This window comes from Enterococcus sp. DJ147D b (genome assembly GCF_058216655.1).
Map to the genome: position 1 here is coordinate 301,958 of NZ_CM177104.1, position 26,654 is coordinate 328,611.

General features: G+C 37.3%; 24 protein-coding genes and 1 pseudogene. 20 read left to right on the top strand and 5 right to left on the bottom strand.

The features are described 5' to 3' along the window. Window positions 1-315 precede the first annotated feature (315 nt). The 8 genes from AC4BD1_RS01515 to AC4BD1_RS01550 all read left to right on the top strand — a co-directional run bounded on the left by AC4BD1_RS01515 (window position 316) and on the right by AC4BD1_RS01550 (window position 11,251). Window positions 316-1,614 carry an FAD-dependent oxidoreductase gene (locus AC4BD1_RS01515; RefSeq protein ID WP_490485720.1) on the top strand — a complete coding sequence of 433 codons (1,299 nt, stop codon included), beginning with the start codon at window positions 316-318 and terminating at the stop codon, window positions 1,612-1,614. After that, on the top strand, window positions 1,604-3,064 hold the full coding sequence (locus tag AC4BD1_RS01520) for a helix-turn-helix domain-containing protein (protein WP_490485721.1): 1,461 nt from the start codon (window positions 1,604-1,606) through the stop codon (window positions 3,062-3,064). The genes AC4BD1_RS01515 and AC4BD1_RS01520 overlap by 11 nt, the downstream gene beginning before the upstream one ends. 148 nt (window positions 3,065-3,212) lie before the next feature. After that, the gene (gene glpK, locus AC4BD1_RS01525) at window positions 3,213-4,709 is read left to right on the top strand and encodes a glycerol kinase GlpK (RefSeq protein ID WP_206909334.1); all 1,497 of its coding nucleotides are present in this window, start codon (window positions 3,213-3,215) and stop codon (window positions 4,707-4,709) included. Between the two features lie 13 nt (window positions 4,710-4,722). Continuing rightward, window positions 4,723-6,555, top strand: coding sequence for a type 1 glycerol-3-phosphate oxidase (gene glpO, locus AC4BD1_RS01530; protein ID WP_490485722.1), 1,833 nt, complete (start codon window positions 4,723-4,725; stop codon window positions 6,553-6,555). Further along, the gene (locus AC4BD1_RS01535; RefSeq protein WP_206909332.1) at window positions 6,552-7,268 is read left to right on the top strand and encodes an MIP/aquaporin family protein; all 717 of its coding nucleotides are present in this window, start codon (window positions 6,552-6,554) and stop codon (window positions 7,266-7,268) included. Before glpO ends, AC4BD1_RS01535 begins: the two co-directional genes overlap by 4 nt. A 148-nt stretch (window positions 7,269-7,416) precedes the next feature. Continuing rightward, window positions 7,417-8,286, top strand: coding sequence for a VOC family protein (locus AC4BD1_RS01540; protein WP_490466786.1), 870 nt, complete (start codon window positions 7,417-7,419; stop codon window positions 8,284-8,286). Between the two features lie 391 nt (window positions 8,287-8,677). Continuing rightward, on the top strand, window positions 8,678-10,603 hold the full coding sequence (locus AC4BD1_RS01545) for an endonuclease MutS2 (protein WP_490485723.1): 1,926 nt from the start codon (window positions 8,678-8,680) through the stop codon (window positions 10,601-10,603). Window positions 10,604-10,687: 84 nt separating this feature from the next. Further along, window positions 10,688-11,251: a CDP-alcohol phosphatidyltransferase family protein gene (locus AC4BD1_RS01550; RefSeq protein ID WP_206909326.1), complete on the top strand. Its 564-nt coding sequence runs from the start codon at window positions 10,688-10,690 to the stop codon at window positions 11,249-11,251. A 196-nt stretch (window positions 11,252-11,447) separates the two neighbouring features. Here the strand turns inward: AC4BD1_RS01550 and AC4BD1_RS01555 are convergent, their stop codons facing one another. Then, the gene (locus tag AC4BD1_RS01555) at window positions 11,448-11,684 is read right to left on the bottom strand and encodes a metal-sensitive transcriptional regulator (protein WP_206909448.1); all 237 of its coding nucleotides are present in this window, start codon (window positions 11,682-11,684) and stop codon (window positions 11,448-11,450) included. A gap of 204 nt (window positions 11,685-11,888) precedes the next feature. Between AC4BD1_RS01555 and AC4BD1_RS01560 the strand changes: the two genes are divergently transcribed. The 4 genes from AC4BD1_RS01560 (at window position 11,889) to AC4BD1_RS01575 (ending at window position 15,172) form a co-directional block, all read left to right on the top strand. Continuing rightward, window positions 11,889-12,203, top strand: coding sequence for a rhodanese-like domain-containing protein (locus AC4BD1_RS01560; RefSeq protein ID WP_490466789.1), 315 nt, complete (start codon window positions 11,889-11,891; stop codon window positions 12,201-12,203). A gap of 1 nt (window position 12,204) precedes the next feature. Then, a complete protein-coding gene (locus tag AC4BD1_RS01565) occupies window positions 12,205-13,854 on the top strand; it encodes an FAD-dependent oxidoreductase (RefSeq protein ID WP_490485724.1) in 1,650 nt (549 codons plus the stop codon). Then, a complete protein-coding gene (locus tag AC4BD1_RS01570) occupies window positions 13,847-14,143 on the top strand; it encodes a rhodanese-like domain-containing protein (protein WP_490466791.1) in 297 nt (98 codons plus the stop codon). Before AC4BD1_RS01565 ends, AC4BD1_RS01570 begins: the two co-directional genes overlap by 8 nt. A gap of 183 nt (window positions 14,144-14,326) precedes the next feature. After that, window positions 14,327-15,172, top strand: coding sequence for an LPXTG cell wall anchor domain-containing protein (locus AC4BD1_RS01575; protein ID WP_490466792.1), 846 nt, complete (start codon window positions 14,327-14,329; stop codon window positions 15,170-15,172). Between the two features lie 59 nt (window positions 15,173-15,231). On the opposite strand, the gene AC4BD1_RS01580 is transcribed toward AC4BD1_RS01575, so the two are convergent. Further along, entirely contained in the window at window positions 15,232-15,543 is a 312-nt protein-coding gene (locus tag AC4BD1_RS01580; RefSeq protein WP_242589926.1) for a hypothetical protein, read from the bottom strand. A gap of 175 nt (window positions 15,544-15,718) precedes the next feature. Next, a complete protein-coding gene (locus tag AC4BD1_RS01585) occupies window positions 15,719-16,039 on the bottom strand; it encodes a putative heavy metal-binding protein (RefSeq protein ID WP_206909316.1) in 321 nt (106 codons plus the stop codon). Between the two features lie 144 nt (window positions 16,040-16,183). On the opposite strand from AC4BD1_RS01585, the gene AC4BD1_RS01590 reads away from it, so the two are divergent. The 6 genes and pseudogenes from AC4BD1_RS01590 to AC4BD1_RS01615 all read left to right on the top strand — a co-directional run bounded on the left by AC4BD1_RS01590 (window position 16,184) and on the right by AC4BD1_RS01615 (window position 20,891). Then, complete coding sequence (locus AC4BD1_RS01590) at window positions 16,184-16,840, top strand: HI_0552 family protein (RefSeq protein ID WP_490485725.1); 657 nt, start codon at window positions 16,184-16,186, stop codon at window positions 16,838-16,840. Window positions 16,841-17,129: 289 nt separating this feature from the next. Beyond that, a pseudogene (locus tag AC4BD1_RS01595) lies at window positions 17,130-17,415 on the top strand (PAS domain-containing protein); the annotation flags it as partial. Between the two features lie 106 nt (window positions 17,416-17,521). Then, window positions 17,522-19,429 (top strand): heavy metal translocating P-type ATPase, encoded by a 1,908-nt coding sequence (locus AC4BD1_RS01600; RefSeq protein WP_490485726.1) that lies wholly within the window; start codon window positions 17,522-17,524, stop codon window positions 19,427-19,429. Window positions 19,430-19,456: 27 nt separating this feature from the next. After that, window positions 19,457-19,687 carry a heavy-metal-associated domain-containing protein gene (locus AC4BD1_RS01605; protein WP_206909312.1) on the top strand — a complete coding sequence of 77 codons (231 nt, stop codon included), beginning with the start codon at window positions 19,457-19,459 and terminating at the stop codon, window positions 19,685-19,687. Between the two features lies 1 nt (window position 19,688). Next, window positions 19,689-20,219 carry a ferritin-like domain-containing protein gene (locus AC4BD1_RS01610; RefSeq protein ID WP_206909311.1) on the top strand — a complete coding sequence of 177 codons (531 nt, stop codon included), beginning with the start codon at window positions 19,689-19,691 and terminating at the stop codon, window positions 20,217-20,219. Window positions 20,220-20,231: 12 nt separating this feature from the next. Then, window positions 20,232-20,891, top strand: coding sequence for a helix-turn-helix domain-containing protein (locus AC4BD1_RS01615; RefSeq protein ID WP_206909310.1), 660 nt, complete (start codon window positions 20,232-20,234; stop codon window positions 20,889-20,891). Between the two features lie 182 nt (window positions 20,892-21,073). Here the strand turns inward: AC4BD1_RS01615 and AC4BD1_RS01620 are convergent, their stop codons facing one another. Further along, entirely contained in the window at window positions 21,074-22,684 is a 1,611-nt protein-coding gene (locus tag AC4BD1_RS01620; RefSeq protein ID WP_490485727.1) for an ABC transporter permease, read from the bottom strand. Between the two features lie 21 nt (window positions 22,685-22,705). Beyond that, window positions 22,706-23,587, bottom strand: coding sequence for an ABC transporter ATP-binding protein (locus tag AC4BD1_RS01625; RefSeq protein ID WP_490466797.1), 882 nt, complete (start codon window positions 23,585-23,587; stop codon window positions 22,706-22,708). Between the two features lie 221 nt (window positions 23,588-23,808). On the opposite strand from AC4BD1_RS01625, the gene AC4BD1_RS01630 reads away from it, so the two are divergent. Together AC4BD1_RS01630 and nagE are read left to right on the top strand one after the other, a co-directional pair. Then, complete coding sequence (locus AC4BD1_RS01630; protein WP_206911095.1) at window positions 23,809-24,405, top strand: TetR/AcrR family transcriptional regulator; 597 nt, start codon at window positions 23,809-23,811, stop codon at window positions 24,403-24,405. 245 nt (window positions 24,406-24,650) lie between these two features. Beyond that, window positions 24,651-26,645 (top strand): N-acetylglucosamine-specific PTS transporter subunit IIBC, encoded by a 1,995-nt coding sequence (gene nagE, locus AC4BD1_RS01635; protein ID WP_490485728.1) that lies wholly within the window; start codon window positions 24,651-24,653, stop codon window positions 26,643-26,645. Window positions 26,646-26,654: the final 9 nt, after the last annotated feature.

Consider the following 26,654-nt stretch of genomic DNA (forward strand, 5'->3'; position numbering starts at 1 on the left):
TTGTATCAGTTTTTCGTGAAAAGAAAATTAGTTAACAATTGCAACTGACGTTGTTCAAATCATTGGAAGTTTTTGCTTAAGTAATCATTCTTGATCAGAAACTTTACATAAATTCAATCCAATTCATTCACAATTCCAACACACACGAGAAAACTTAGCGAAAGAGAACAATTTCATCCGAGAGGAGGAAGAATCTCTTTTACTGAGTTTTTTTGTTTTTTTTAAGGAAAAAATCGTTAAGAAGAGTGATATTTTTGAAACATTTTGACTGAAATGCTATTCTGCAAATAAGAAGATTAGAAAAGGAGAACATAGATGAAAATTGTGATCATTGGCGGTTCATTCGCAGGAATCCACGCAGCTCAATTACTTAACGAAGCTTGTCCACAAGCAGAAATTTATTTGATCGAAAAACAAAATGAAATCGGTTTTATCCCAAGCAGCTTTCATTTACTCTTGACGCAACAAATCATTGACAAAAAACAAAGCCATTGGATAACAAAAGAAAGACTTGAAAAAAATAGTCGAATCAATGTAATGACACAAAAGGCAGCGATTGGGTTAGTGAGAAATGAAGTGATATTAGACAACGGGGAAAAATTACCTTTTGACCAATTGATTATTGCGACGGGTTCCGCGCAAAGTTTTAGACGATTGGAGGAGCCAAAAGCACAGTACATTTATTCCGTTAAGAGGGGAAACGATTTTACTGAGTTGGAAGCAATACTTGCACAAGCGGATAAAGTAGCAGTTGTAGGGGCAGGGCAAGTAGGTGTGGAGCTAGCAGAAGACTTAACAGCTTTAGGAAAAAAAGTTGATCTTTATGAAAGCCGCAATCAAATTTTGTTTCGTTATCTTGATGAACAAATGACAGAGTCAATCGTGAATGAAATGACCAAAAGCGGTGTACAGCTTTTTTTGAATGAACAAGTCCAAGTTTTAGCCGATAAAAATGGTGCTATTTTAGAGTCTGAAAAACGCAAAGCTCATTATGATCTAGTTTTATTAGCTAATCATACACGACCAGATAACAGTTTATGGGCAGAGACTATCAGTCTGAATGATGATGGAACGATTTGGGTGGACGACTATCTGCAAACCTCACGAAAAAATGTGTATGCCATTGGAGATGCTATTCAAGTAACCTTTCGACCAACACAAGAAAAAATGTATGTTTCACTAGTGAATAATGCTATTCGAACAGCACAAGTAGTTAGTCAAACAATCAGTGGGAAACCGACGAAAGATAGTGGTACCTATCGTCCAGTTGGTAATAAATGGTTTGGACATTTTATTGGTAGCGTAGGTTTGACCGAAAGTGAACGCTTTTTTTATGCAGGAAGAGTTCGGAAAATCAATCAAGAACATCGTGTTTCGCTTACGAATAATGAAAAGATTTACCTCCAGTTATTGGTTGATCAGGAAACAGATCAATTGATTGGTGCACAACTTCAAAGTAAGTCATCTGTTTTTCGATTATTGGATCTATTGACGATTGCGATCGAACAGCAGTGGACGTTACAACAATTGGGGGCGCATGAGTTATTTTTCCAACCAGAATACCGAACTCCAGAAACGATTTTAGAGATGAGTGAGTCTTCTTATGAGAGTTGAAGAATTACTAGAAAAAAAAGAACAACTACAAGTAACAATTTTACGTCAATTAGTCTTACGAGGTGGACAATCTTCCTTGAATGAATTGCGTCATGAGGTGGAGTTGTCTAAATCATCCTTTGATTCCTACTTGGAAGAGATTGAACTGATTGGTTTGAGTATGCAAAAAAAAGTAGAAGTTTTTCGAACTGATTATCAAGTCATCTTGTCTTTGGATGAAACAGTAAGTTTGGAACAAATCATATTGCACCTTTTACAAGATAGCTTGAAATACAAATTACTGACATATCTATTGGAACATCAACAAGCTTCAATTGTCCAATTAGCAACGGCTTTTTCTATCAGTGAATCGTCTGTTTTTCGGAAGATTAAAGAATTGAATCGATTACTGAAAGAGTTTGGAATCCAGATAAAAAATGGTCAACTTTACGGAGAAGAACTGCAAGTAAGGTACTTTTATTACGAATTATTTCGATTTATTCCTGAAGAACAACGTCCACTTTACCTCCAAAATACACCAGATAAAAAGACGATTATCTTAGGGTTGGAGCATGTGTTAGAAACAACTTTTTCTACATTTTCGACTGCTCAATTAGCTTGTTGGGTGGGAATTACGAAGAAGCGATTAGTGAGCGAAAAAACGACTTTTTCAACTTTGCGGGAAAAGAAACAGCTATATCAAGAAGATCGGTTGTATCAAACAATCGATGCAATCTTGATTTTATATCTGAGTCGTTTAGCAGCGGATCTAAGTGCGTACGAAACGCTGATGTTTTATAGTTTTTTTGTTTCTTTTTCAATTTTAGAAGAAGAAGTTTTTTATCAGTATGAGTTGACTCGAAGCAAAAAATTACCAACTGCAGTTTTGGATACATATATTCGAGAAACGATGTTATGGCATTATCGTCCAAGGCGACTAAAAATCAGTGAAGAAAAAGCTGTTGGGTATCAACTCTCACAAATCAATAATGAATTATATTTCTTTTATGGTAAATTAACGATTTACGATCGTAAACACTTGCTTGAACAACAGAAAAAGATGCTTGGGCATTCTTTGAGCAAGTTATTGGAACAACTAAAAGAAACAGCTATCAAGCAGCTACCTACGAAAGAATTTGATGTTCAAACATTGGATAACTTAATGATTTTATATGCTAGTGTTCTGATGATGATTGATTTTTACATTGCGAAATTAGTGATTATCGGGATTGATTTAACGACTTTACCGATTTATCGCATTGCTTTCCAGCAATTTTTATTGAGCGAACTTAAGGGAATTAGTGGTGTGCAAGTAGAATCATACCAAGAAGGAAAAAAATATGATCTTATCATAACGTTTAATCAAATTAACAAAGAAGAAAATTGCTATTATCTTTCAGAATTTGCTTCTAGTTATGATATTGCACGATTGAAAAATCAGATTGAACGTTACAAAAAAGAAAAAAATTAACATCTTTGAAAGTCATTCGTATCAAGGAATTGAAAGAAAACTGTCAAAAATAATTCAAAAAAATCAATTTTTGGCAGTTTCTTTTTTTAATTACATTGTATGATTAGTTCAGTTAAAGAAAGCGTTTGCAAAAAATGGAGGGATAACAATGACAGAATCAACTTACATTATGGCCATTGATCAAGGGACAACGAGCTCACGAGCGATCATCTTTGACAAAAAGGGAAGACACATCGGCAGTTCGCAAAAAGAGTTCACTCAACATTTTCCTCAAGATGGTTGGGTCGAACACGATGCAAATGAAATTTGGAACTCAGTTCAATCAGTTATTGCAGGAGCATTTATTGAATCGGGGATCAAACCCAATCAAATCGCTGGGATTGGTATTACGAATCAACGCGAAACGACAGTTATTTGGGAAAAAGACACGGGACGACCAATCTACCACGCAATCGTTTGGCAATCTCGTCAATCAGCGGATATTGCGAATCAATTGAAAGAAGAAGGCTATCAAAAATTCTTCCATGAAAAAACAGGATTAGTGATTGACGCGTATTTCTCAGCTACTAAAATTCGCTGGATTTTAGATCATGTGGAGGGCGCACAAGAGCGTGCAGAAAAAGGTGAATTACTTTTTGGAACAATTGATTCATGGTTGGTTTGGAAGTTGACAGATGGACAAGCACATGTAACAGATTATTCCAATGCTAGTAGAACGATGTTGTTCAATATTCATAATTTAGAATGGGATCAAGAAATTCTTGATTTGCTGAACATTCCTCGTGCAATGTTGCCAAAAGCAACGTCTAATTCAGAAGTTTATGGCTATACACAAGGTTATCATTTTTATGGTAGTGAAGCACCAATTTCAGGAATGGCAGGCGACCAGCAAGCAGCATTATTTGGTCAGATGGCATTTGAACCCGGCATGGTAAAAAACACGTATGGTACAGGTTCATTTATTGTCATGAATACAGGTGAGACACCGCAATTATCAAAAAATAATTTATTAACTACGATCGGTTATGGAATCAACGGTAAAGTGTACTATGCCTTGGAAGGAAGTATTTTCGTGGCAGGTTCTTCGATTCAGTGGTTACGTGATGGGTTACAGATGATGCAAAAAGCAAGTGACTCAGAAGAAGCAGCAAAACGTTCAACAAGTGATGATGAAGTTTATGTTGTTCCAGCGTTTGTAGGGTTAGGCGCACCTTATTGGGATCAAGCAGCACGCGGAGCGATGTTTGGGATTACTCGGGGAACGACGAAAGAAGATATCATTAAAGCAACGTTACAAGGAATTGCTTACCAAGTTCGTGACATCATTGAAACCATGCAGGCAGATACGGGTATTCAAATTCCTGTATTAAAAGTAGATGGCGGAGCAGCCAACAATGAGTATTTAATGCAATTCCAAACAGATATTTTGAACACACCAATCCAACGAGCTGAAAACTTGGAAACAACTGCTTTAGGAGCAGCTTTCTTGGCAGGTTTAGCAGTAGGTTATTGGAAAGATATGGATGAAATTCGTGAATTTTACGAAGCTGGGAAAATGTTTGAGGTTCAAATGGAAGAACAAAGACGTGAGAAACTTTACAGTGGTTGGAAAAAAGCTGTAGAAGCAACACGCGTATTTGAATAAGGGAGGAAAAACCATGTTCTCAAAGAAAACACGACAAGCAAGTATTCAAGCAATGCAAAAAGAAGAATTAGATTTACTCATCATTGGTGGTGGGATTACTGGTGCTGGGGTAGCAGTGCAAGCTGCTGCGGCTGGTATGAAGACTGGCTTGATTGAAATGCAAGATTTTGCTGAAGGCACTTCTTCACGTTCAACTAAGCTAGTCCATGGTGGCATTCGTTATTTGAAAAATTTTGATGTTGAAGTTGTAGCAGACACAGTGACTGAGCGTGCAGTGGTTCAACAGGTTGCACCACACATTCCTAAACCAGATCCAATGCTACTACCTATTTATGAAGATGAAGGTGCAACGACTTTCAATATGTTTTCTGTCAAAATTGCTATGGATTTATATGATCGTTTGGCTAACGTGATTGGGACAAAGTATGAAAATTATACATTGACGCCAGATGAAGTTTTAGAGCGTGAACCATTTTTAAAAAAAGAAGGACTACTAGGTGCAGGTGTTTACCTTGATTTTCGTAACAATGATTCACGTTTGGTGATTGATAATATCAAAAAAGCAGCTGAAGATGGTGCTTACTTGGTAAGTAAAATGAAAGCGGTTGGCTTCTTGTATGAAGGAAATCAAATCGTTGGCGTTAAAGCAAGAGATTTATTAACTGACGAAGTAGTTGAAATCAAAGCAAAAGTTGTAATCAATACAAGTGGACCTTGGGTCGACAAAGTTCGTAATATGAATTTCGCTCGGGCAGTTGTGCCGAAAATGCGTCCGACAAAAGGGATTCATCTAGTAGTCGATAGCAAGAAATTACCAGTTCCACAACCAACCTATTTTGACACAGGTAAGCAAGATGGACGTATGGTTTTTGCTATTCCTCGTGAAAACAAGACGTATTTTGGAACAACAGATACGGATTATCAAGGAGAATACACAGATCCAAAAGTAACGCAAGAAGACGTTGACTATCTTTTAGATGTTATCAACCATCGTTATCCAGAAGCAAATATTACGTTAGATGATATTGAGTCAAGCTGGGCAGGGTTACGTCCATTGTTAATTGGAAATTCTGGTTCAGATTACAATGGTGGTGACAATGGTTCGATCTCAGATAAAAGTTTTAATCAAGTGATTGATGCAGTAACTCAATTTAAAGAAAATCAAGTTTCTCGAATTGAAGTAGAAGATGTTTTGAATCATTTAGAAAATAGTCGTGGTGAAAAAGATTTAGCACCATCTGCCATTTCTCGAGGAAGTTCTCTTGAAATCGAACCAGATGGATTAGTAACTTTATCTGGTGGGAAAATTACCGATTACCGCAAAATGTCTGAAGGGGCATTGGCTTTGATTCGCCAACTATTACAAGAAAAATATGACTTAACCTTCAAAGAAATCGATTCAAAAACGTATGCTATTTCTGGTGGCGATTTTGATCCAACAAAACTAGAAGAAACGGTCGAAGAATTAGCAAAAATCGGTGTGGAAGCTGGCTTGTCTGAAGAAGATGCACATTATATCGCTGATTTTTATGGAACGAATGCTAAGCGAATCTTTGAATTAGCTAAAGAAATGGCACCATATTCTGGTTTGAGTTTGGCAGAATCTGCTCGGTTACGTTATGGTCTAGAAAATGAAATGGTCTTAACACCAGGTGATTACTTCATCCGTCGAACAAACCATATGTTATTTGAACGAGATCAACTAGATGAATTAAAACAACCTGTGATTGACGCAATGGCTGCTTATTTCGGTTGGTCTGAAGAAGAAAAGGAACAAGAAACGAGTCACTTAAATCAATTAGTCGATGAGTCAGATTTACGTGAATTAAAGGAGGAGAATAAATGAGCGCAGAAATGACCCAAATCATGGGAGAGTTTATTGGCACGTTGATTTTAGTATTGCTTGGTGATGGTGTCTGTGCAGCGGTTAACTTGAATAAGAGTAAAGCACAAGCATCTGGTTGGATCGTCATTGCTTTAGGTTGGGGGATGGCAGTAACGATGGCTGTTTACATTTCGGGATTTATGGGACCTGCTCACTTGAACCCCGCAGTTAGTATTGCAATGGCGATGACTGGTGCAATTGGGTGGAACCTTGTTTTCCCATTTATTATTGCCCAAATGCTAGGTGCATTTCTTGGTGCAGTATTAGTATGGCTATCTTACTTACCACATTGGGAAGCAACGAAAGATCAAGGAGCTATCTTAGGAACGTTCGCCACTGGACCAGCAATTAGAAATTATCCTGCAAACTTTATCACTGAATTGATTGGTACGTTTGTTTTAGTTTTAGGTCTATTAGCGTTTGGCGAAAATGCATTTGCTGATGGAACAAATGTATTTGCTGTTGGGGGCTTGATTTTAGCAATCGGTCTATCACTTGGTGGTCCAACGGGATATGCCATTAACCCAGCACGTGACTTAGGTCCGCGTATTGCTCATGCGGTGCTGCCAATTGGGAACAAAGGAACTTCGGATTGGGCATATTCTTGGGTACCGGTTCTTGGACCTGTTGCAGGTGCAATCGTAGCGGTTGGCGTTTTTTCATTGATGGTTTGATAATCAGATAAATTAAATCGTGAATCTCTAAGTGTGGGGTGAAAGTTCATCTCGCACTTTTTTTGGTGAACAAGCATTTTATTTCAACTTACAAAAAGTAAGCTGTATACTGGATGTAATCAAATAAATAGAAAATGAGGATAAAGCGATGGCGATTTTAATACCAGATTTTCAATTAGCAGCTACAGCACACATCGGAGTAGTCGCATTAACTGTTTCAAACTTAGTGAAAATGACTGATTTTTATGAACGTGTCATTGGGTTGACGTTACTGGAATCAACAGAAAATCAAAGTTTTTTAGGCGTGGAAGATCAAGTGTTGCTGATTTTAACCAAAATCGAAAATCCATTACCAGTTACTAGAAAAACTGGACTATATCATGTCGCCTTTTTATTACCGACGCGAGAAGCATTGGGTGATGCCTTGCTTCATTATTTACAAGTCAAAGCGCCGATTGCTGGTGCTAGCGATCATGGGTATAGTGAAGCCTTGTATTTAACCGATCCAGAAGGAAATGGCATCGAAGTTTATCGAGATAAGCCGATGCGCGAATGGCAAATCAAAGAAGATGGCGAAATCGTCGGAGTAACCGAAGCATTAGATGGCGATGGTGTACTAGAATCAGCTAGTCGCCATTGGCATGGATTTCCTAAGGGATCGATTGTAGGTCATATTCATTTAAAAGTCAGAGATTTAGATCAAACACAAACATTTTTTACAGAAGTGCTAGGCTTGAGTTTAAAAAATGATTTTGGTAACCAAGCAAAATTTTTTGCGGCTGGTTCTTATCATCACCATATTGGCAGCAATATTTGGTTAGGTACACATATTCCAGCAATGGCACCTAATGATCTGGGCTTGAATTACTATACGTTTGAAGTACCGCTAGCTGAATTAACTCGTCTAGAAGAATATTGGAAAACAAAAGCAATCGACTATGAGAAAAATGAAGAAGGACAATTGATTCTCTTTGATCCAAATGGAATCCAAGTCAGAATCACTGGTAGAAAATCATAAATTGAGGGATAAAATTGACAAAGTATCGTCTCCTTGCTATAGTTAAGTGGAAAATAAATAAACCTAGATGAATGGGGAATTTTTGTGAGTGTAGTAGGTATCTAATTAGTAAGTTGAATAACCGATGAACCAATAGAGGTTTATTTGGTGTGCTTATGAGTGATACCTGTCAGAAGAACATATTTTTTGACTTTTTAAGGATGGGACACAACTTTTAAGCTGTGTTGCGTCCTTTTTTTGTACGGAAAAAGACGTAACAAGCGATAGTGGTTTGTGTTATTTCATCGTACTTTGAAAAAGGCTTAAGGTAAGTGTTTGTTTTTTACAATAAAAGTTTTCTAGGGATTTATTTATTTTAGGACGGGTATCTCTTCGTAGAAAAGGAGAGAATATGAATAATCAAATGATTGAAAAATTACAATTTAATGAAATCAAAGAAGAAGTAAAAAAACGTGCGATCGGACAATACACCAAGGAGCGAATTGAACAAACAACTGTTCAAACAAATTTGCAAACTGTTCAAGTTTGGCAAGTGGAGACGAAAGAAGCACGGACAATTTTAGAAAGTAACCAACACGTACCATTTATGGGTCTTAGTCGAATTGGTCATTTAACAGAGCAAGTGAAAAAAGGATTGATTTTAACCCCTGCAGACTTGATTGAGTATGCTGATTTTTTGAGAAGTAGTCGAATGATTACGAAGTTTTTTGAGAAAAATCAATATCAAACACCCACTTTACATGCGTATACCAATCATTTGCCAGACTTGTTGGCAGTGGAAGAAATGATTTATCAAAAAATCACGAACCAACAAGTGAGTGATGACGCTTCACGAAATTTACGAAAAGTACGAAAACACCTACAGAATTTAGAAAAAGAAATTCAAGAACGTTTATTAAAAATTTTACGTCATCCAAATCATAAAGAAATGATCCAAGAGGCAATGATTGTTCGAAAGGGTGAGCATTACACGATTCCGATCAAGGCAAGTTATAAAAATAAATTTTCAGGAACGATTATTGAACAATCAAATAAAGGGACGACCGTTTTTATGGAACCAGCAGTTATTGCTAAGTCAAATGAGCAATACCAGTTGCTAAAAGCAGAAGAAATTGCGGAAGAATACCAAGTGTTAGCTGAATTAACTGGATTGCTAGCAGAAGAAGAACAAGCAATCAGTTTGATTATTGAAACGATTACAGCGTTAGATATCATTTTTGCTCGTGCGAAGTATAGCCGTGAATTACAAGGTGTCACACCACGAATCAATAAATCAGAAAGAATTTCAATCAAGCAAGGGAAACATCCTTTCTTAGCTGAACATGCAGTGCCGTTAGACTTTGACTTAGGGATTGATTATCGTGGCTTGGTGATTACAGGTGCGAACGCTGGTGGGAAAACAGTTGTATTGAAAACGGTAGGATTATTTACACTCATGGCGATGTTCGGTTTACAAGTCCCAGCACAAGAAGGTACAGAACTCGCTATTTTTGACGAATTATTTGTAGACATTGGCGATCAACAAAACTTAGAAAATGCTTTGAGTACGTTCTCTGGTCATATGCAAAATATTGCAGAAATTTTAAAAAAGGTGAACAGAAATACGTTAGTTTTACTTGATGAAATCGGCAGTGGAACAGAGCCTAATGAAGGCGCAGCGTTGGCTGTTGCAATCATGGAAACGATGTATGAGAAAGGCGCCTTGCTTGTTGCAACGACTCATTATGGTGAAATCAAGAAGTTTGCTAAGGAACATGAAGATTTTATCCCTGCAGCAATGGCGTTTGATAGAGACGCTTTACAACCAAAATACTTGTTACAAGTAGGTGAAACAGGTGATAGTCAAGCGTTGTGGATTGCGAAAAAAATGAAAATGTCTTCCGCGCTGATTGACCAAGCGCAAAAATATATCCAACAAAAAACGTATCAAACAGAGAAAAAAGATTTTGCAGAACTAGGCTCAAAAGTAGGAACTAACGCGACTGAGTTTGTCAAACGATGTTTTGATAAAGGAGATCGTGTATGGTTAACAGAATATCAAAAAGAGGGACTAGTATTTGAAGATGATGGTTCAGAAAGAGTAGTGATTTACTTAAACGACGAAAAATTAGCAGTCCTTCGTCAACGCGTGCAGTTCAGACGAAGTGCAAGTGAATTGTACCCTGAAGGATACGATCTAGATAGTCTATTTGTAGACTTTAAAACAAGAAAAAAACAACGTGATTTAGAAAGAGGATCGAAAAAGGCGCAGAAAGAGCTGTTGAAAGAAATGCGTACACGACAACATCAAAAGAAAAAAGAACCCGATATTCACTAAAGGAGATAACCCGCTATGATAGTGTTTTCGTGGGGCTTAAGTTAAAATAAATGGAACGAGTTTTGAGAAAGGAGTTGTTAACAGATGAAAATTACGCAAAATTGGCGAGAAGAAATCAAAACAATTCCCAATGGGCTTTCGCTTTTTCGGATCGTTTTGTTGCCAATATATCTTTATTTTGTTTGGCAACGTGCCTTTTATTTGGCGGGAATAGTGATTGCTGTCTCAGGATTAACTGATTTTTTAGATGGCTACATCGCGCGTCGTTTTAACCAAGTTACCGAATTAGGAAAATTGCTAGATCCTTTATCTGACAAACTTACACAATTTGTGTTGATTTTATCAATGGCATGGTATCGACCATGGATCTGGCTATTGTTAGGATTATTTGTAATAAAAGAGGGCTTTATGCTAGTTGCAGGGATAATTGGGCTGAAACATAAGGTGAAATTAAGTGGAGCCAAATGGTATGGAAAATTGGCAACAGCAGTGATTTACTTAGGTATGGTGATTTTATTAGTCTTTCCTCGATTGGCTGAAACTTGGGTAAGAGTCATTTTCAGCGTGATTGCCTTATGTTTGATGTTATCATTTATTCTATATGCATTAGAGTATCGAAAAATGTTGCGTTCGACTAAACTTAATTAGCTGTTTATAAAAAAAGTTGTGGCACAAAGCGTTAAGTTTCAAACAATCAAGGTGCTTTTCCGAAAATAGTTTTCATATTTTTAAGAAAAGAAAATTTATTTTGGAGAAGTTGCTTTGGAAACACTGTTTATTCGGGGAAAAAGGCTGTGACAATATATTGTCACAGCCTTTTTTTGTGGAAAAGATTCAATAATCTTTATTTTTTGATAATCATATTGATTGCTTGTTCTAATTTTTTTGCTTGTTCTTCAGGATTGGTTTCAGGTTTTTCAAAACAATTTTTAAGATTGTCAGCAACAATCATTCCCATTACTCGATCGATACTTGAACGGACTGCGGTTAGCTGAGTGATGACGTCAATGCACTCTTGTTCATTTTCAATCATTTTTTGAATACCGCGGATTTGTCCTTCAGTCCGTTTCAGACGATTCATGATTTTTTTTGTTTCTTTGGCTTCTTTTTCCAATATGACGTCCTCCTTTGATGATAATAAATGAAATATACCTTAGGTAGGTATTTTTTGCAAATAAAAATCTTTTTTTCAAAGTGAAAAAACTATTTCTCTTGACAGTTTCGAAATCCTCCTGTTAAATATACCCCGTGAGGTATATTTGTAAAAAAGAAAAGAGGGAAGGTAATGTTTTCATTTTTTAAGGTCATTCCGACAATCACTACACAAGAATTAGCTGAAAAACTACCAACTAATCCAAAGATTGTTGATGTTCGAACAAATTCTGAATACCAAGGGGGGCATATTCGACAAGCTAAGAATCTTCCTTTGGCCCGGATTAATCATTATCGTGGGAATCAAGAAGAAACCATTTATGTGATTTGTCAATCTGGTATGCGGAGTAAACAAGCTGTTAAGAAGTTAAGAAAAGCAGGCTATCCTGCAGTGAATGTTCGTGGTGGCATGAATCAATGGCGTGGAACGAAAGTGAGAGGGAAATAAAATGAAAATTATTATTATTGGTGGTGTAGCTGGTGGGATGTCTGCTGCTACGAGATTACGACGCTTGATGGAAGAGGCGGAGATTATCGTGTTTGAAAAGGGCCCGTTTGTTTCATTTGCAAACTGTGGATTACCCTATTTTGTTTCAGGAGAAATTGATGAGCGAGAAAAATTATTAGTTCAAACACCGGAAGCTTTGGCTGCTCGTTTTCGCTTAGATGTCCGACCAAACCATGAAGTAGTGAATATTTCTCCCGAAGAGAAACAGATCGAAGTGGTAGCAAATGGGCGAAAAGAAATAGTTGCATATGATGTACTGATTTTATCACCAGGGGCAAAACCATTTGTTCCTAATATTTCGGGGATTTCGACAGCAGAAAATGTTTTTTCAATCAGAAATGTACCTGATATTGACCGAATCATGCACGCGTTGGAAGCAAAACCTAAAAATGCGGTTGTTGTTGGCGCAGGCTTCATCGGATTAGAGATGGCAGAAAATTTACAAAAGATCGGGTTGCAAGTCACGATTGTGGAGCAAGCCCCCCACGTCTTACCGACCCTTGACGAAGAGATGGCAGTCTATGTTCAACAAGAACTAGTCAAACAAGGTGTAGCGGTCTTGACGAGTCAATCAGTCGTGGGATTTGAAGAAAAAGGGAAAAAGCTTCGTTTAGCAAATGGTGAAACGTTGACTTCTGATTTGACGATTTTATCAGTTGGTGTTCAACCAGAAAGTACGTTAGCTGAAAAAGCTGGATTAAAATTGGGCTTACGTGGTGGGATCATTGTGAATGAAAACTATCAAACAAGTAACTCTTCAATTTATGCTGTGGGAGATGCAATTGTAGTCAAACAACAAATCACTGGTGAAGATGCATTGATTTCATTGGCTTCTCCAGCCAATCGTCAAGGGAGACAAGTTGCTGATGTTATTGCTGGGTTACCGAGAACAAATCAAGGAAGTATCGGAACAGCAATTGTTCGAACGTTTGATTTAGCTGCAGGTTCAACTGGTTTAAGTGAAAAAAGTGCGAAAGCAGCTGGGTTGCCAGTGCAAGTGACACATGTGCTTGGAAAAAGTCACGCTTCTTACTATCCGGGAGCAACTGAGTTATTGTTAAAATTAATTTTTAATCCAATGACTGGTGAAATTTATGGCGCACAGGGTGTGGGAGCTACAGGAGTTGATAAGCGTCTAGATATTTTAGCAACAGCAATCAAAGGACAGCTGACGGTTTTTGATTTGCCTGAATTAGAATTGACGTACGCGCCACCGTTTGGTTCGGCAAAAGATCCAGTGAATTTATTGGGATATGCGGCGATGAATATCGTGGAAGGAGTCAGTGAGACTATACAGTGGCATGAACTTGCTACGGCATTAGAAAACGGAAAGATTCTTTTAGATGTGCGCAACGAGAATGAACTAGCTAACGGAAAATTTAAAGAAGCAATCAATATTCCTCTCAATGATTTGCGCGAGCGTTTAGATGAGTTGGATCAAAGCAAAGAATACATTGTAAGTTGCCATAGTGGGTTGCGTAGTTATCTTGCAGAGCGTATTTTGAAGCAAGCAGGGTTTCGTGTGAAAAATTTAGATGGTGCATTTGAACTGTATAAAATGGTGTTGCCAGAGGAGATTAGTTATGTATAGAAGTATTGGTCCTGCAGAATTTTATCAAGAAACAAAAAAGAAAAGTGTACCTATTATTGATGTCCGTGAATCGGTAGAGTACCAAATGGGGCATGTGCCAAATGCAGAATCGTTTCCACTAAGTGAGCTAGAATCGATCAGCTCACAATTGACCAAAGAGAAGACGTATTATGTTATCTGTCAATCAGGTGGACGTTCAGCAACTGCTTGTCATTGGTTAGCTTCAGAAGGATTTGATGTCATTAATGTGATGGGTGGAACTTCCGCTTGGCCAGACCGTTTAGTTTAGATGGAACTGAGTGACAGAACTTAGTGACTGTGAGTGATTTTAATAAATGATTTAAAGAAATAATCTGCTTGTAGCTTTGGGGACTTGGTTTTATTAGACAAATTCCATAGAGTGTTTATGTTTCTTTTTCTTGATTTGTTTTATACTAAAACGAATATTGAAGAATAAGGACGGGATCCAGACATGAAGAAATTTGTTACAAGTCTAGCAGTGACCGTTACTGCTTCGGGATTGTTTTTTTTAGCACAACCAGTCTTGGCAGAAACAACGGGAATAACACAAACAACTAGCTCGACAAGTATCGAGGAAACAGTGGCAACGAGTGAGTCACAATCAGTACCACAACCAATTGAGTCAACAGAATCAACGATTACTTCTGATGCAAACGAAACGATGACATCTTCAACACAGCGGTTCGACCCTGATTGGTTTCAAAAATTGGAAGAACGACGAAAAGAAATCGAACAGTCTTTAGAGGATGCCAAGAACAAACTGAAAGAAAATCAAGAAACGATCCATCAAGATTTGACTGAATTAAAAGAGAACGCCCAAAAAAATCATGAACAATTGGAACAAAATTTAGCTCATGCACAAGAAATTGCTGATGCGACACAAAAAGATATTGATGGAAAAATTCAAAAAGCAAAAGAGATTCAAGAACAAATCCATTCATTGGGGACAGACGCATCCACGACTTTAACTAATACACAATCAGATATTGAAGCAGCGAGTGCTGAAATTGATGCAAAAATTCAAGATGCACAAGCGGCAATTGAAGACGCAAAGGCAAAGAAAACAGATCTTGAGTCAAGTATCGGGCGAATCAAGTCGATTTTACATTCAGCTGGTTCTAACATAGAGAATCAAGACGTTTATGCAACTGATACGAAGCAAAGTGTGGAGCCTTTGGCAGCTAGCTCTACGGTAAAAGAACTACCAAAAACAAACGACGAACAATCAGTTGGGTTAGCTGTCTTAGGATTCAGTTTGATTAGTCTCACAGCTTTTTTAATGAAAAAAAGAGCCTAAACAGGTTTAGTTAGACTAAGCAGGAAGAAATTGATTCTAGTGTTTCAAACGAAAATAGGCTAAAGTAATTTAGAAAAAGGAGTTGCATCAGTAACTCCCCAACAGCACCGTTTAAGACGGTGACCAGATTTATTTAACGAAAAAATAATCGTCCTAGTTAGAGGAAGTAGACGGTTATTTTTTTTGTCTTGGTTGACTACTGCTAGGATGCCAAAAATAATCGTTGCGATTAACGAGCCGAAAACAATCATTCGCTCCAAAGCTGATCCAACAGGCGAAAAGGCTTCTCTTCTCTCTGAATGTTGGAAGTACGCACATACGCATCCCCTCACTTTTAATTGGATAACCACCATCATAAACTCTACTGTCATTTGTTGGTATACCATGTGCATTAGTAAAAAAACTTGGCTTTAAAATCATCATGGATGTTTTTTTATAGCGCATTCATTCATTTTTAGAAACGGAATAAAAGCATAGCTTTCTCAAAAATAGTAATCTATTTGAGGAGCTATGCTTTTGTTTTTTGCTAATCTGTGGAAAAGCTGTTTATCGTGTGATTACAGCGGTTCCGCTACAAGTAACCATTAACATACCATTGTCACTACCAAGAACCTCATAGTCCATTTTTACACCAATGATGGCGTTAGCACCAAGGGATTCTGCACGACGTGCCATTTCAGCTAGAGCTTCTTCTCGAGCTTGTAATAGTTCATCTTCGTAACTCTTTGAGCGTCCACCAAATACGTTCCGTAATCCTGCACCGATATCTTTAAAAACATTGATACCAGTAATCACTTCACCAAAAACGATCCCTTTATAGGCCTCGACCGTTGTTCCTTCAACACTATTTGTAGTTGTTGTAATCATATGATCACTCCTTTCATAGCAAAAGTATAACAAATTTTTTAATAAAGCGCTCTTTTTCAACTAAGGTGAGGATAAACTAAGTAAAAATTGCAACTTTGACTCGCGCTGTTTACAATGAAACTGGTGATAGAAAGAGGTGCGCACATGAAATTGAATCAAACCGATTTTCAATTATTTGATCGAGAAATATACACATTCAAACAGTTAAAAGAACAGTATTCAGCACAAGAAATCGAAGAAATCAAAGCGAAGTATAAGAAACAGTGGCAAAAATGGAAAACGTTACAGTTGGAAGTTGCAAAAGAATTGCCGGCAGAGTATGGAATGAAAAAACCAAAAGTTGAGAGTTGGACGAATGGTTGGAATTTACGAAGTCATTTTTGGAGTGCTTACCGCAGTGAAGATCGTCAGCAAGAAAATGCGTGTTTGGCTGTGTTATTAAATAAAAAACAATTTCAAGTTTATTTGATGTTTCAACATTACAAAAGTGACGAGCGAAGTGGTGGGGTAGAAGAATACAATGAATTGTTAGCTACATTATCAGAATGGAGCAAGCAAGTTGCGATCGAAAGGTATTACATTTGGCCTCAAGTAGAACACGAGTTGATTGATCACTTACCTTTGGCTACTTATTTAGCGGATACGAAAGGTCAAGAAACATTGAGAAAAGCAATGGGGGATCGTTCGTTTCAAATTGGTCGCTTGTTTTTTGAAACAGATGGTCCAGTAGAAGATCTTGTAACGGAAACAGCCAAAGCATTAAACGAGTTAGCTCCTCTGTATTTTGCATTAAAAAAATAAACTTGTTTCTACTTTTCTAGCAAAGCTTGGGAAAAATCGCAGCAGATAGCTTATCGATTTTGCCTTTATCCCAGAACTACTTCTTTTGAAACCAAATCAAAAAGTGTTAGGAAAAGGAAGTGAGTGCGAGAACTAGCTCGTCAACTAGCGATCCAACAAACAAAAGAAACCACAGACGTAATTTGCAGAAAGTTTGTTGAATGAGAAGGATAATGTACCAGTATTTCTAGAAAAACAAGACAACTCAAAGCCAGTGACTGAGACGCTCGCGTACGCTTTTCTCTGAAGGAAAAGAACAGGTTCGCGAACGACATCCGTGATTGGACGAGAAGTGGTAAATTGTCATCCGCCAAAGAGCTTGCACATTGTTCAGCAAATCTTAGATGATTTTCGTTCAGGTATCTGTTCCGAAGTCGAATTTTAGATTGGCATGCGCGAAAAAAATCTATATTCGCTACTTTGTGTTAAAAAATGAAGTAAATAACTATCTCGGTGGTTTAGAAGTTACTCAAGATGTGACAGAAGTTCAATCACTTAGATTATTAGACTTAAACATCAATGACATAGGGTTGTAATGAGTGAAAATGCTCATTGCAGCCTTTTCTGCTTTCTTGATAGCTATCAATGTTTCCTGTCTCTTTTTTGATTATTCTGTTATTGGAAAGTAAAGGAGGAATTAGGATGAAGAGTCAAAAAATGATTTTAAGTCATAAGAAGCAATTGATGATAGTGAGTGGTAGCTTTATTATTTTAGCGCTTGCTGCTAAGTTTTTTTTGTATCAAGAAGCGTATCGTTTAAGTATGGCGATTTCTGCTGTTTTTGGGCTTCTGCCAATTGGGCTTCAAGCATATCAAGCACTTAAAGTGAAAGTTATCAGTATTGACCTGTTAGTGACGATTGCGATTTTTGGTGCGTTTGCGATTGGTGAGTACAACGAGGCTGCAATTGTTGCTTTCTTATTTTTATTCGGTCATTTTCTTGAACAAAAAACATTAGAGAGAACGCGATCGGCTATTCAAAGTCTTGTTCAATTAGCCCCAACGACAGCTTGGAAATTCTTTGGAGACGCGTTGAAAAAGATCCCGATTGATGAGGTCGAGGAAGATGACTTGTTATTAGTTAAAACTGGTGCCCAAATTCCAGTAGATGGCGTAGTCATAGAAGGCGAAGGTTCAATTGACGAATCGAGCGTTACCGGTGAAGCAAAGCGAGTAGTGAAAAAAGCCAAGGATCAAGTATTTGCTGGAACGATTTTAGAAAATGGGACATTGAAAGTACAGGCAACGCGAGTCGGTGAAGAAACAACCTTTGGGAAAATCATTGAATTAGTTGAAGAAGCGCAAGACGCTAAATCGACAACTGAACGCTTTATTGATCGGTTTGCGACTTATTACACACCATTTGTGTTCATTCTTGCACTTTTAATTGGGGTGTTTTCTAAGGATATTCGTTTAGCAATCACAATTTTAGTTTTAGGATGCCCAGGAGCGTTAATCATTGGTGTTCCAGTGTCCAATGTTGCTGGGATTGGTAACGGTGCAAAAAACGGTGTGCTGGTCAAAGGTAGCGAAGTAATGCAGGCATTTAATCGAGTAGATACCATGGTTTTCGATAAAACAGGAACGTTAACTAATGGAAAACCAAGTGTTTCAAGTATCAAGTCTTATGGTCGATCAGAGACAAATATTCTACCACTCGTAGCTAGAATCGAACAAGAGTCGGATCATCCCTTGGGGCAGGCAATTGTAAAGTATGTGGAAAAACAAGTAGAAAATATTGAACAATACCAAGTAACAGATACCACTGTGATCAAAGGAAAAGGAATTATTGCAACAATAGCAGGAGAAAAGCTATTTATAGGTAATCGCCAATTGTTAAGCGATCAAGACATCTCTTTGACAGAAGCTGAATCAGATGAGCAACGACTACAAGAAGAAGGGGATTCTTTAGTATTTGTAGCAACAGAAAATAAAGTCGTCTTACTGATTGGAATCAAAGATCAACTTCGTGAGGGAGTCAAAGAAACTTTACAGAGTCTGCAAGAAAAAGGAATCAAACGACTAGTGATGTTATCTGGTGATAATCAACTGACTGCTGAAAGTGTAGGGAAAGAAATTGGTCTCTCGGAAATACATGGAAATTTATTACCAGAAGACAAAGCAACCTACATCAAAAAATTACAAGAAAAGGGTCAAGTCGTTGCTTTTGTTGGCGATGGAATCAATGACAGTCCTTCTTTGGCAATTGCAGACATTGGAATTGCAATGGGAAATGGGACAGATGTTGCGGTGGAAACGTCTGATATCGTTTTGATGCAATCTGATTTTAAAAAATTGATTTATGCGTATGATTTAACCAAAAAATCAGTTTTGAATATGAAAGAAAATATTGGAATTGCGTTAGGCACAGTTTTACTTTTACTGATTGGACTGATTTTTGGCTATGTCTATATGGCAAGCGGGATGTTATTTCATGAGTTAAGTATTTTACTAGTTGTTTTCAATGGAATGCGTTTATTATCTTATCGTCAAAAAAAGAAAAAACTTGATAGAAATCAATTATTTAAAGAAACAGAGGAATTAAACTAAAAGTGTAGTGAAAGGGAGGAATCTATCATGAAAAAAGTAATTATCCAATTAGGGACATTAACTTGTCCGTCTTGCATGCAAAAAATCGAACAAGGACTTAGTCAACAAACCGGTGTTGAAAAAGTAACAGTTTTGTTTAATGCCAGCAAAGTAAAAGTTGAAATAAATGAAAAGGATATTCAACCAGAAGACCTAAGCAAAAAGATCGAAGCATTAGGTTATAACGTCGAAGGAATGAAAGTAAAGGAGTTAGCATAAGATGAACTCAATCCAAAAATATGAACAAGAAAAAATCCAAAGTGAACAAGATCATCATACGCCTACCGCTGCAGCGATGATTAGTCATATTTTATCTAACTTAGTTATTCATCGTATAAAACTTAAACAAACAAGAGCATACCTTAAAGGAAATCAACGTGGTTATTTAGAAACCAAGTTACCGACAATCATTTTCAAAGAAGATGAGTTGTTTGACGAATTAAGTCAGTTGGTATTAGATGAAGGAGAACTCATTCCAACAACGACTGCTGAATTTGTCGATTATGCCATGATTAAGGAGAGTGGGCAGTTGAAATATGATTCTCCTGAAAAAATGTTGACTGAGATGGTCACTGATTTTGCTACTCAAAATTTATTTGTTACTCGTGGAATTGTTTTGGCGGAAAAAGAAGGTAAATATGGATTAGCAAAATATCTCAAAGAATTATATGCTTGGCTTAATCACCAATTGTATACTTGGCAAAGTTATTTAGGAAAAGATATTCAAGAAGGATTAATGGAGGAAGAATAAGGAGGGGGTTACGTGGATCATCAACATTTGTGTGTCTCAGTCGTGCCATTGTTCAATCATCTGGCAGAAGCAGAACAGCAAAAAATCCATGAATTAGTGAGCCATCGAAAGTTTAAGAAAGGTGAACAAATCTTTTCGCCAGCTGATGATGCTCAATTAGTGATTGTTGCTCATGGAAAGTTGAAAGTGTATCAGCTTTCTTCTAGTGGCAAGGAGCAGTTATTGCGTGTTGCTTTGCCAGGAAGTTATGAGGGAGAGAGCCAATTGTTTGGTGTTCCCAATGATTCCTTATTTGCTGAAGCATTGGAGCCCACAGAAATTTGCTTGTTAAGACAACGAGATTTTTCAAATCTATTACTTCATTATCCAGCATTAAGTTTGAAATTGTTAGAAATTAATGCAGACAAAATGGCGAAGATTGAGCAACAAACACAATTTTTGATGATGGAAAAAGTGGAAGAACGTTTAGCTACGTATTTGCTTGATCTGTTTCAGGTAGAAGAAAATCCGCAATTGACACTACCAATGAAAATGAAAGAATTGGCTGCCTTTTTGGGAACTACGCCTGAAACGTTATCTAGGAAATTCAAGTTGTTGGAGAAACAACAACTCATTCAACGAAAGGGACGAAACGTTGAATTGATGGATATAGAGGGATTAGAAGATCTATAAGATAGGTGCTGAAAAAAGAGGTTGTGGCGCAAAGCAATCAGCGCCGAAAAGATAGCTTACATTTATTTCAAAATAGTATTTTATATTTTGAAATAAATATAAGCTAGAATGAGAAGGCGCTTCTTGAATACCGTTTAATCGTAAAAAGGAGGTATGACAAGATTTTTGTCATACCTCCTTTTTTAACCGATAATCAAATCTCTTTGACGATAACCAAGAGAACCTAAGAAAATCATGCCTATACTAATGAACATTATCGTGCTAAACGTGGGAAAATCAAATGTTTCCGTTGGTAACTTTGGAAACCAACTTTGGATAGCTGTCTTGGCAAACCAATCAGGTAAATTCAAAATACCACCGAAGTAATTCAACATAAATGAATAACCTAAATAGATGTAACTAATTTTACCAAGCTTGGGTACCCAACCTAAGAATAATCCAGTTAACCCAATGAAAAATAAAATTGTTGGGAAAAGATTAAAGCCTGCTGCAAAAAAAATAGACAATGTCATAGATGTTTTAGCAGCCATGACAGACAATGCTGTCATACCGAGGGCGCCTGCGCTCAATAGAGTTGCTACTCCGCCAACAAGTACAGCTAGACTAATTGTAGTCCAATAAAACGTACTACGAGAAGTCTTAGTTGAAAACAATTGATCCATATGGCCACGAGCTTCTTCTGAGAATAATTTATTCGTTATCGCAATAGGTAAAATAGCGGAAAGACAAATCAGTACCATGATAATCGTACTAGTAAATGACTCTTCTATAGAAGAACCTGATTGCATAAACATGTGTTTCATTAACTCATTACTTTCTAAAAAATCTTGCATATCTCCGTAAATCGAACCATAAGCAGCTCCCATGATAACAATGGCTACGAACCAACTAATGATTACTCCACGATTTAGCCGTAAAAATAACCATGGAACAGACAATAGCGACTGTTTTGCTGTTGCATTTCCTTCGCTTTCTGGAAAATAACCAGAATTCAAATCACGATGCTCTTCTAATAAATTGGCACAAATACAAACTACAATACTAAATAAGAACAGATAAAGAAGTGGTATCCAGTTATTTTTAGTAAAAGGAAACGTTAAATAAGTCCAGCTCAAGGGATTCAGCATGGACAAGTTGTTGTTGCTGACATCACTCCATGCTCTTAGTAAGTACATCACTCCTACTAGTGAAAGTGATGCGCCAGTTGCACTTGATGAAACCGGCATTACCTGAGCGAAAAATAAAGCAATTCCGCCACCTAAAAAACCAGCAGCTCCAACTGAAAAGCCAAATAGCAAAGAGCCCTCTACTGTTATAGAAGAAGCTTGAAAAGCAATCATCATTCCGCTGGTCAATCCTGCTAGTAACAAATTGATTAACAGCGTTTCAGTTAAAACAGCAAATGAATTGGCTTGGCGGCCAACTCTGAAGGAGCGAATCAATTCTGCTAAGCCAAGATCTTCTTCTTTTCTTGTATGACTGACTACATGTAAGATAGACAACACAACTGCAAATAACCCGCAGAAAAGTAACATTTCGTTCGCATACATCGCACCTAGTGTGTAATCAGCTGCTGAATGGACAGGTGAAGGACCGACCATGGAAACCATCGCTGGATTTTGCATCGTTTCGTACATTCCAGCTAAGCCATTTCCCTTTGCAATTTCTTCAAAGGCTGGAACATAGGCACCAGAAAATAAGCCTAATCCAATGACCCAAAAACTTATTTTTTTCCAGTCACGCCTGAGATATTGTAAAAAAAGAACAGACCAACGTGAAAATCGTTTATTCATAATAAAAAACCTCCCAGTGACTTAATTTTCATAATGACGCATAAATAAGTCTTCGAGTGTTGGTGGAATAGACTCAAATTTTTTTACTCCTAGTTTTGTAGCGGCAAGTAAAATTTCATTGAGTTGTTCGGTATCCGCAGAAAAATGTGCTTGATTTTCTTTTTGAACAAAGTCGTAAACGCCAGACAAACTTGCGAGGGCTGCGACATCACCTTGTGTTTCAATAGTGATCGTCGAGCGAGTCAAGTGTCTTAATTCGGCTAATGAACCCTCTTCGACAACCTTTCCTTTCCGGATAATAACAATCTTATCTGCCAAACGTTCCACTTCACTGAGAATATGTGAAGAAAGCAAAATTGCTTTCCCAGCCTGTTTGATTTTTTCGACTTCTTCTTGAAATATTGCTTCCATTAACGGATCCAGACCTGAAGTTGGTTCGTCAAATAGATACAAATCAGATTCTACTGACAATGCCGCAATCAATCCAACTTTTTGCCGATTCCCTTTTGAATAGTTTTTGGCTTTCTTCTTAGGATCTAATTCAAAACGCGTAATCAATTCATCACGTTTTTCTTTGTTGCCGTTTCCATGTAATTTCATAAATAAATCAATAATTTCGCCACCAGTCAAATTCCCCCACAAAGCAACATCTCCTGGAACATACGAAAGACGTTCATGGATGGCAAGACTTTCTTTAAACACATCTTTACCAAAAATTTCAGCTTGTCCACCATCTTTCCGAATGATTCCTAACAATGTTTTGATAGTGGTCGATTTTCCTGCCCCATTTGGACCAATAAAACCAACAACTTCACCAGCGTTCACAGAAAAAGACACATCTGTTAGTGCATCAAATTTTCCAAACTTTTTTTGTAGATGCTGTACCTTAACAACTTCGGACATTCCCAACTCACTCCTTCCATCTTCTACTGCAGGTCAATGTTTGGTTCGCTGCAATGAATCTTGTCACTGATAATATTCCTTTTGTTTTTTACTGTCAATGAAAATCATTGTACAAATAAAACTGAAATGCTGTTGTTGGTTTAATTTTTTGGGTGTATAATACCTTTGCTTATAGAAATGAACTATTTAAGGTAGCAAAGTTTAAAAAAGAGGCTAGTAGAATGAATGGTTTTGAAAAAAGAACAGAAGAAAAAAAGAAACAAATTGTTGAAGCAACATTCGATATAATCAACTCTGAAAATGGTTTGGCAGCTTTAACGATCGATGAAGTAATCGCTAGGGCATCTGTCAGTAAAGCGACAGTTTTTAAGTATTTTGGGAACAAAGAAGCGTTGATTTATCAAGTGTTCTTTGAATTTATGGACGAGTTGAAAGATTCAGCAAAGCGAATTATGGAACAAAATCTTTCGTTTGAAGAAACGTTAATCAAGATGAGTGAAAATAAAATCAATTATTTAAAACAAGTGGATCAACAATTTTATCTTGATTTGATGGCTTATTATACGAAAAAAAGTAACCAACGATTTTCAGAAATGATGGACGAATATACGAAAGAGAGTTTAGACATGATGTTGGATCTTTTTCATCGTGGCAGAAAAGAAGGAAAAGTGGACTTAAAATATTCAGATGAATTTTTGTTGCTGTACTTCCAAGCGATGATCGAAGGGATTTCTAAGCCTGCTATTTACAGTAAATTATTACCTTACACAGCGGAGTGTACGGAGTTATTATTAAAGGGAATCTCTCCTAGTAATTAAAATTGGTATAGATTGATTTTGGTGTATGCTTATTACTACAGTAGAATAAAAATTTACTCTTAAGTATGGAAATTGGTAGATAAGAAATGATTTTTCTTGTTCAATCAAATTTTCATGCTTTTTTTTATTTGAAATGGTATACTTTCTTTTGTTGGTTTTTTCATGAAAATTTTCTATGAGCGGAAATCAATAATAATTTAGACTAGATCAGGTAAATAAATGGTCTTGTTTTTTGGAGGAAGAGAATGAAAGCATACATGCAAAAGATGGGTCGCTCATTAATGCTACCTGTCGCAGTTTTACCAGCGGCATCACTTTTAGTAGGGATTGCGAATTGGCTCGTAGGGATGGGTATCAGTAATGCAGGAACAACTTTTTTGATGAATGCTGGGTTAGCCATTTTAAATCACTTGGCATTACTATTTGCTGTTGGTTTAGCGTTGGGAATGTCTAAAGATAAGGATGGATCAGCCGCTTTAGCTGGTTTAGTCGCTTATTTAGTTCCGCAAACTGTTTTAGCGCCACTGTCTGTTCAAGGGTTATTTGGCATAACCAATCTTGCTGACGTCAATCCGGCGTTCAATAGCATGGATAATAATGTTTTTGTGGGAATCGTGGCTGGCTTAGTAGCTGCTGAAATGTACAATCGTTTTAGTCAAGTCAAATTACCCATGGCTTTATCATTTTTTAGTGGGAAGCGGCTGGTTCCAATTATGTCGGCATTAGGAATGCTTCTAATTTCGGCTATTCTATTATTCATTTGGCCGAGCGTATATGATGTGTTAGTTGCACTTGGGAAAGGAATTTCTGGATTAGGATTTATTGGTGCTGGCTTATATGGTTTGTTTAATCGTTTATTGATTCCAACAGGTTTACATCATGCGTTGAATTCAGTTTTTTGGTTTGACGTAGCTGGAATTAATGACATTGGAAACTTCTTAGCTGGTCAACAAGCGTTGGATACTGGCAAAGCAATTATTGGAAAAACAGGGATGTATCAAGCAGGATTTTTCCCTGTGATGATGTTTGGTTTACCTGCTGGAGCGTTTGCTATTTATCAAAGCGCTCGTCCTGAAAAGAAAAAGCAAACTGCTTCGCTAATGCTTGCGGCAGGCTTTGCTTCATTTTTTACTGGTGTAACAGAACCATTAGAATTTTCATTTATGTTTGTTGCTTGGCCGTTGTATGTTTTACATGCTATTTTTACGGGTATCTCATTAGCAGTTAGTGCCTTTTTCCATTGGACAGCTGGTTTTGCGTTTAGTGCAGGATTTGTTGATTACTTCTTGTCATTGAAAAATCCAGTAGCAAATCAACCTTTGATGTTGCTTGTACAGGGAGCTGTGTTTGCAGTTATTTATTATTTTGGTTTTCGATTTGCTATTCAAAAGTTCAACTTGATGACTCCGGGAAGAGAAGCCGGTACTGGAGAAGAAACGCCAGAAGTTGCCACGGGAGAAGATAAGTTTTCGCACTTAGCAACTGAAATTTATCTAGCGCTTGGCGGCATCGAAAACGTTCAAGTAATCGATAATTGTACAACTCGTTTGCGTTTACAAGTAAAAGATACTAGCCAAGTGAATCAAGAAAAAATCAAAGCAACTGGTGTCCCAGGAGTTAACGTAATTGATGATACAAATATTCAAGTTATTGTTGGGACTGAAGTACAATTTGTTGCTGATGAAATGAGTAAATTACATGGACAACCAGGGAGTTTCAAGTCGGCAAACGAATCGAGCCAACCCACTGAGATGAAAACACCAGTTGTTAAGGAAGTTACAAAAACAACTGAACTTTATGCTGTAGCAAATGGAAAATTGATTCCAATTAGTGAAGTTGCAGATACAGTTTTCTCGGAAAAAATGATGGGAGATGGCTTTGCGGTTATCCCGACCTCAGGAGAAATTTTCGCACCGGTTTCTGGAACAATCGCAAGTATTTTTCCAACAAAACATGCTGTTGGTATCAAGACGGATAGTGGTGTTGAAGTATTGCTTCATATGGGAATCAACACGGTTGACTTAAAAGGAGAACCATTTACGATCTATGTCGAAGAAGGGCAACGCATTGCGCGTGGGCAACTAATCGCAGAAGTGAATCTGGCCATGTTAGCAGTGAATGAGAAAAAAACTGATATGATTGTTGTTTTCACCAATAAAGAGGCAATTAAAACAATAGCAATAGATACTGTAACTTCTGTTCATGGCAATGAAATTATCGGAAAAGTGGAAGCAAAATAAAAAAAAGAA

Bases quoted from the DNA above. Each gene is read 5' to 3' on its own strand.
- AC4BD1_RS01515 (WP_490485720.1), top strand. From the start codon at position 316: ATGAAAATTGTGATCATTGGCGGTTCATTCGCAGGAATCCACGCAGCT.
- AC4BD1_RS01520 (WP_490485721.1), top strand. From the start codon at position 1,604: ATGAGAGTTGAAGAATTACTAGAAAAAAAAGAACAACTACAAGTAACA.
- glpK (WP_206909334.1), top strand. From the start codon at position 3,213: ATGACAGAATCAACTTACATTATGGCCATTGATCAAGGGACAACGAGC.
- glpO (WP_490485722.1), top strand. From the start codon at position 4,723: ATGTTCTCAAAGAAAACACGACAAGCAAGTATTCAAGCAATGCAAAAA.
- AC4BD1_RS01535 (WP_206909332.1), top strand. From the start codon at position 6,552: ATGAGCGCAGAAATGACCCAAATCATGGGAGAGTTTATTGGCACGTTG.
- AC4BD1_RS01540 (WP_490466786.1), top strand. From the start codon at position 7,417: ATGGCGATTTTAATACCAGATTTTCAATTAGCAGCTACAGCACACATC.
- AC4BD1_RS01545 (WP_490485723.1), top strand. From the start codon at position 8,678: ATGAATAATCAAATGATTGAAAAATTACAATTTAATGAAATCAAAGAA.
- AC4BD1_RS01550 (WP_206909326.1), top strand. From the start codon at position 10,688: ATGAAAATTACGCAAAATTGGCGAGAAGAAATCAAAACAATTCCCAAT.
- AC4BD1_RS01555 (WP_206909448.1), bottom strand. From the start codon at position 11,684: ATGAATCGTCTGAAACGGACTGAAGGACAAATCCGCGGTATTCAAAAA.
- AC4BD1_RS01560 (WP_490466789.1), top strand. From the start codon at position 11,889: ATGTTTTCATTTTTTAAGGTCATTCCGACAATCACTACACAAGAATTA.
- AC4BD1_RS01565 (WP_490485724.1), top strand. From the start codon at position 12,205: ATGAAAATTATTATTATTGGTGGTGTAGCTGGTGGGATGTCTGCTGCT.
- AC4BD1_RS01570 (WP_490466791.1), top strand. From the start codon at position 13,847: ATGTATAGAAGTATTGGTCCTGCAGAATTTTATCAAGAAACAAAAAAG.
- AC4BD1_RS01575 (WP_490466792.1), top strand. From the start codon at position 14,327: ATGAAGAAATTTGTTACAAGTCTAGCAGTGACCGTTACTGCTTCGGGA.
- AC4BD1_RS01580 (WP_242589926.1), bottom strand. From the start codon at position 15,543: ATGACAGTAGAGTTTATGATGGTGGTTATCCAATTAAAAGTGAGGGGA.
- AC4BD1_RS01585 (WP_206909316.1), bottom strand. From the start codon at position 16,039: ATGATTACAACAACTACAAATAGTGTTGAAGGAACAACGGTCGAGGCC.
- AC4BD1_RS01590 (WP_490485725.1), top strand. From the start codon at position 16,184: ATGAAATTGAATCAAACCGATTTTCAATTATTTGATCGAGAAATATAC.
- AC4BD1_RS01600 (WP_490485726.1), top strand. From the start codon at position 17,522: ATGAAGAGTCAAAAAATGATTTTAAGTCATAAGAAGCAATTGATGATA.
- AC4BD1_RS01605 (WP_206909312.1), top strand. From the start codon at position 19,457: ATGAAAAAAGTAATTATCCAATTAGGGACATTAACTTGTCCGTCTTGC.
- AC4BD1_RS01610 (WP_206909311.1), top strand. From the start codon at position 19,689: ATGAACTCAATCCAAAAATATGAACAAGAAAAAATCCAAAGTGAACAA.
- AC4BD1_RS01620 (WP_490485727.1), bottom strand. From the start codon at position 22,684: ATGAATAAACGATTTTCACGTTGGTCTGTTCTTTTTTTACAATATCTC.
- AC4BD1_RS01625 (WP_490466797.1), bottom strand. From the start codon at position 23,587: ATGTCCGAAGTTGTTAAGGTACAGCATCTACAAAAAAAGTTTGGAAAA.
- AC4BD1_RS01630 (WP_206911095.1), top strand. From the start codon at position 23,809: ATGAATGGTTTTGAAAAAAGAACAGAAGAAAAAAAGAAACAAATTGTT.
- nagE (WP_490485728.1), top strand. From the start codon at position 24,651: ATGAAAGCATACATGCAAAAGATGGGTCGCTCATTAATGCTACCTGTC.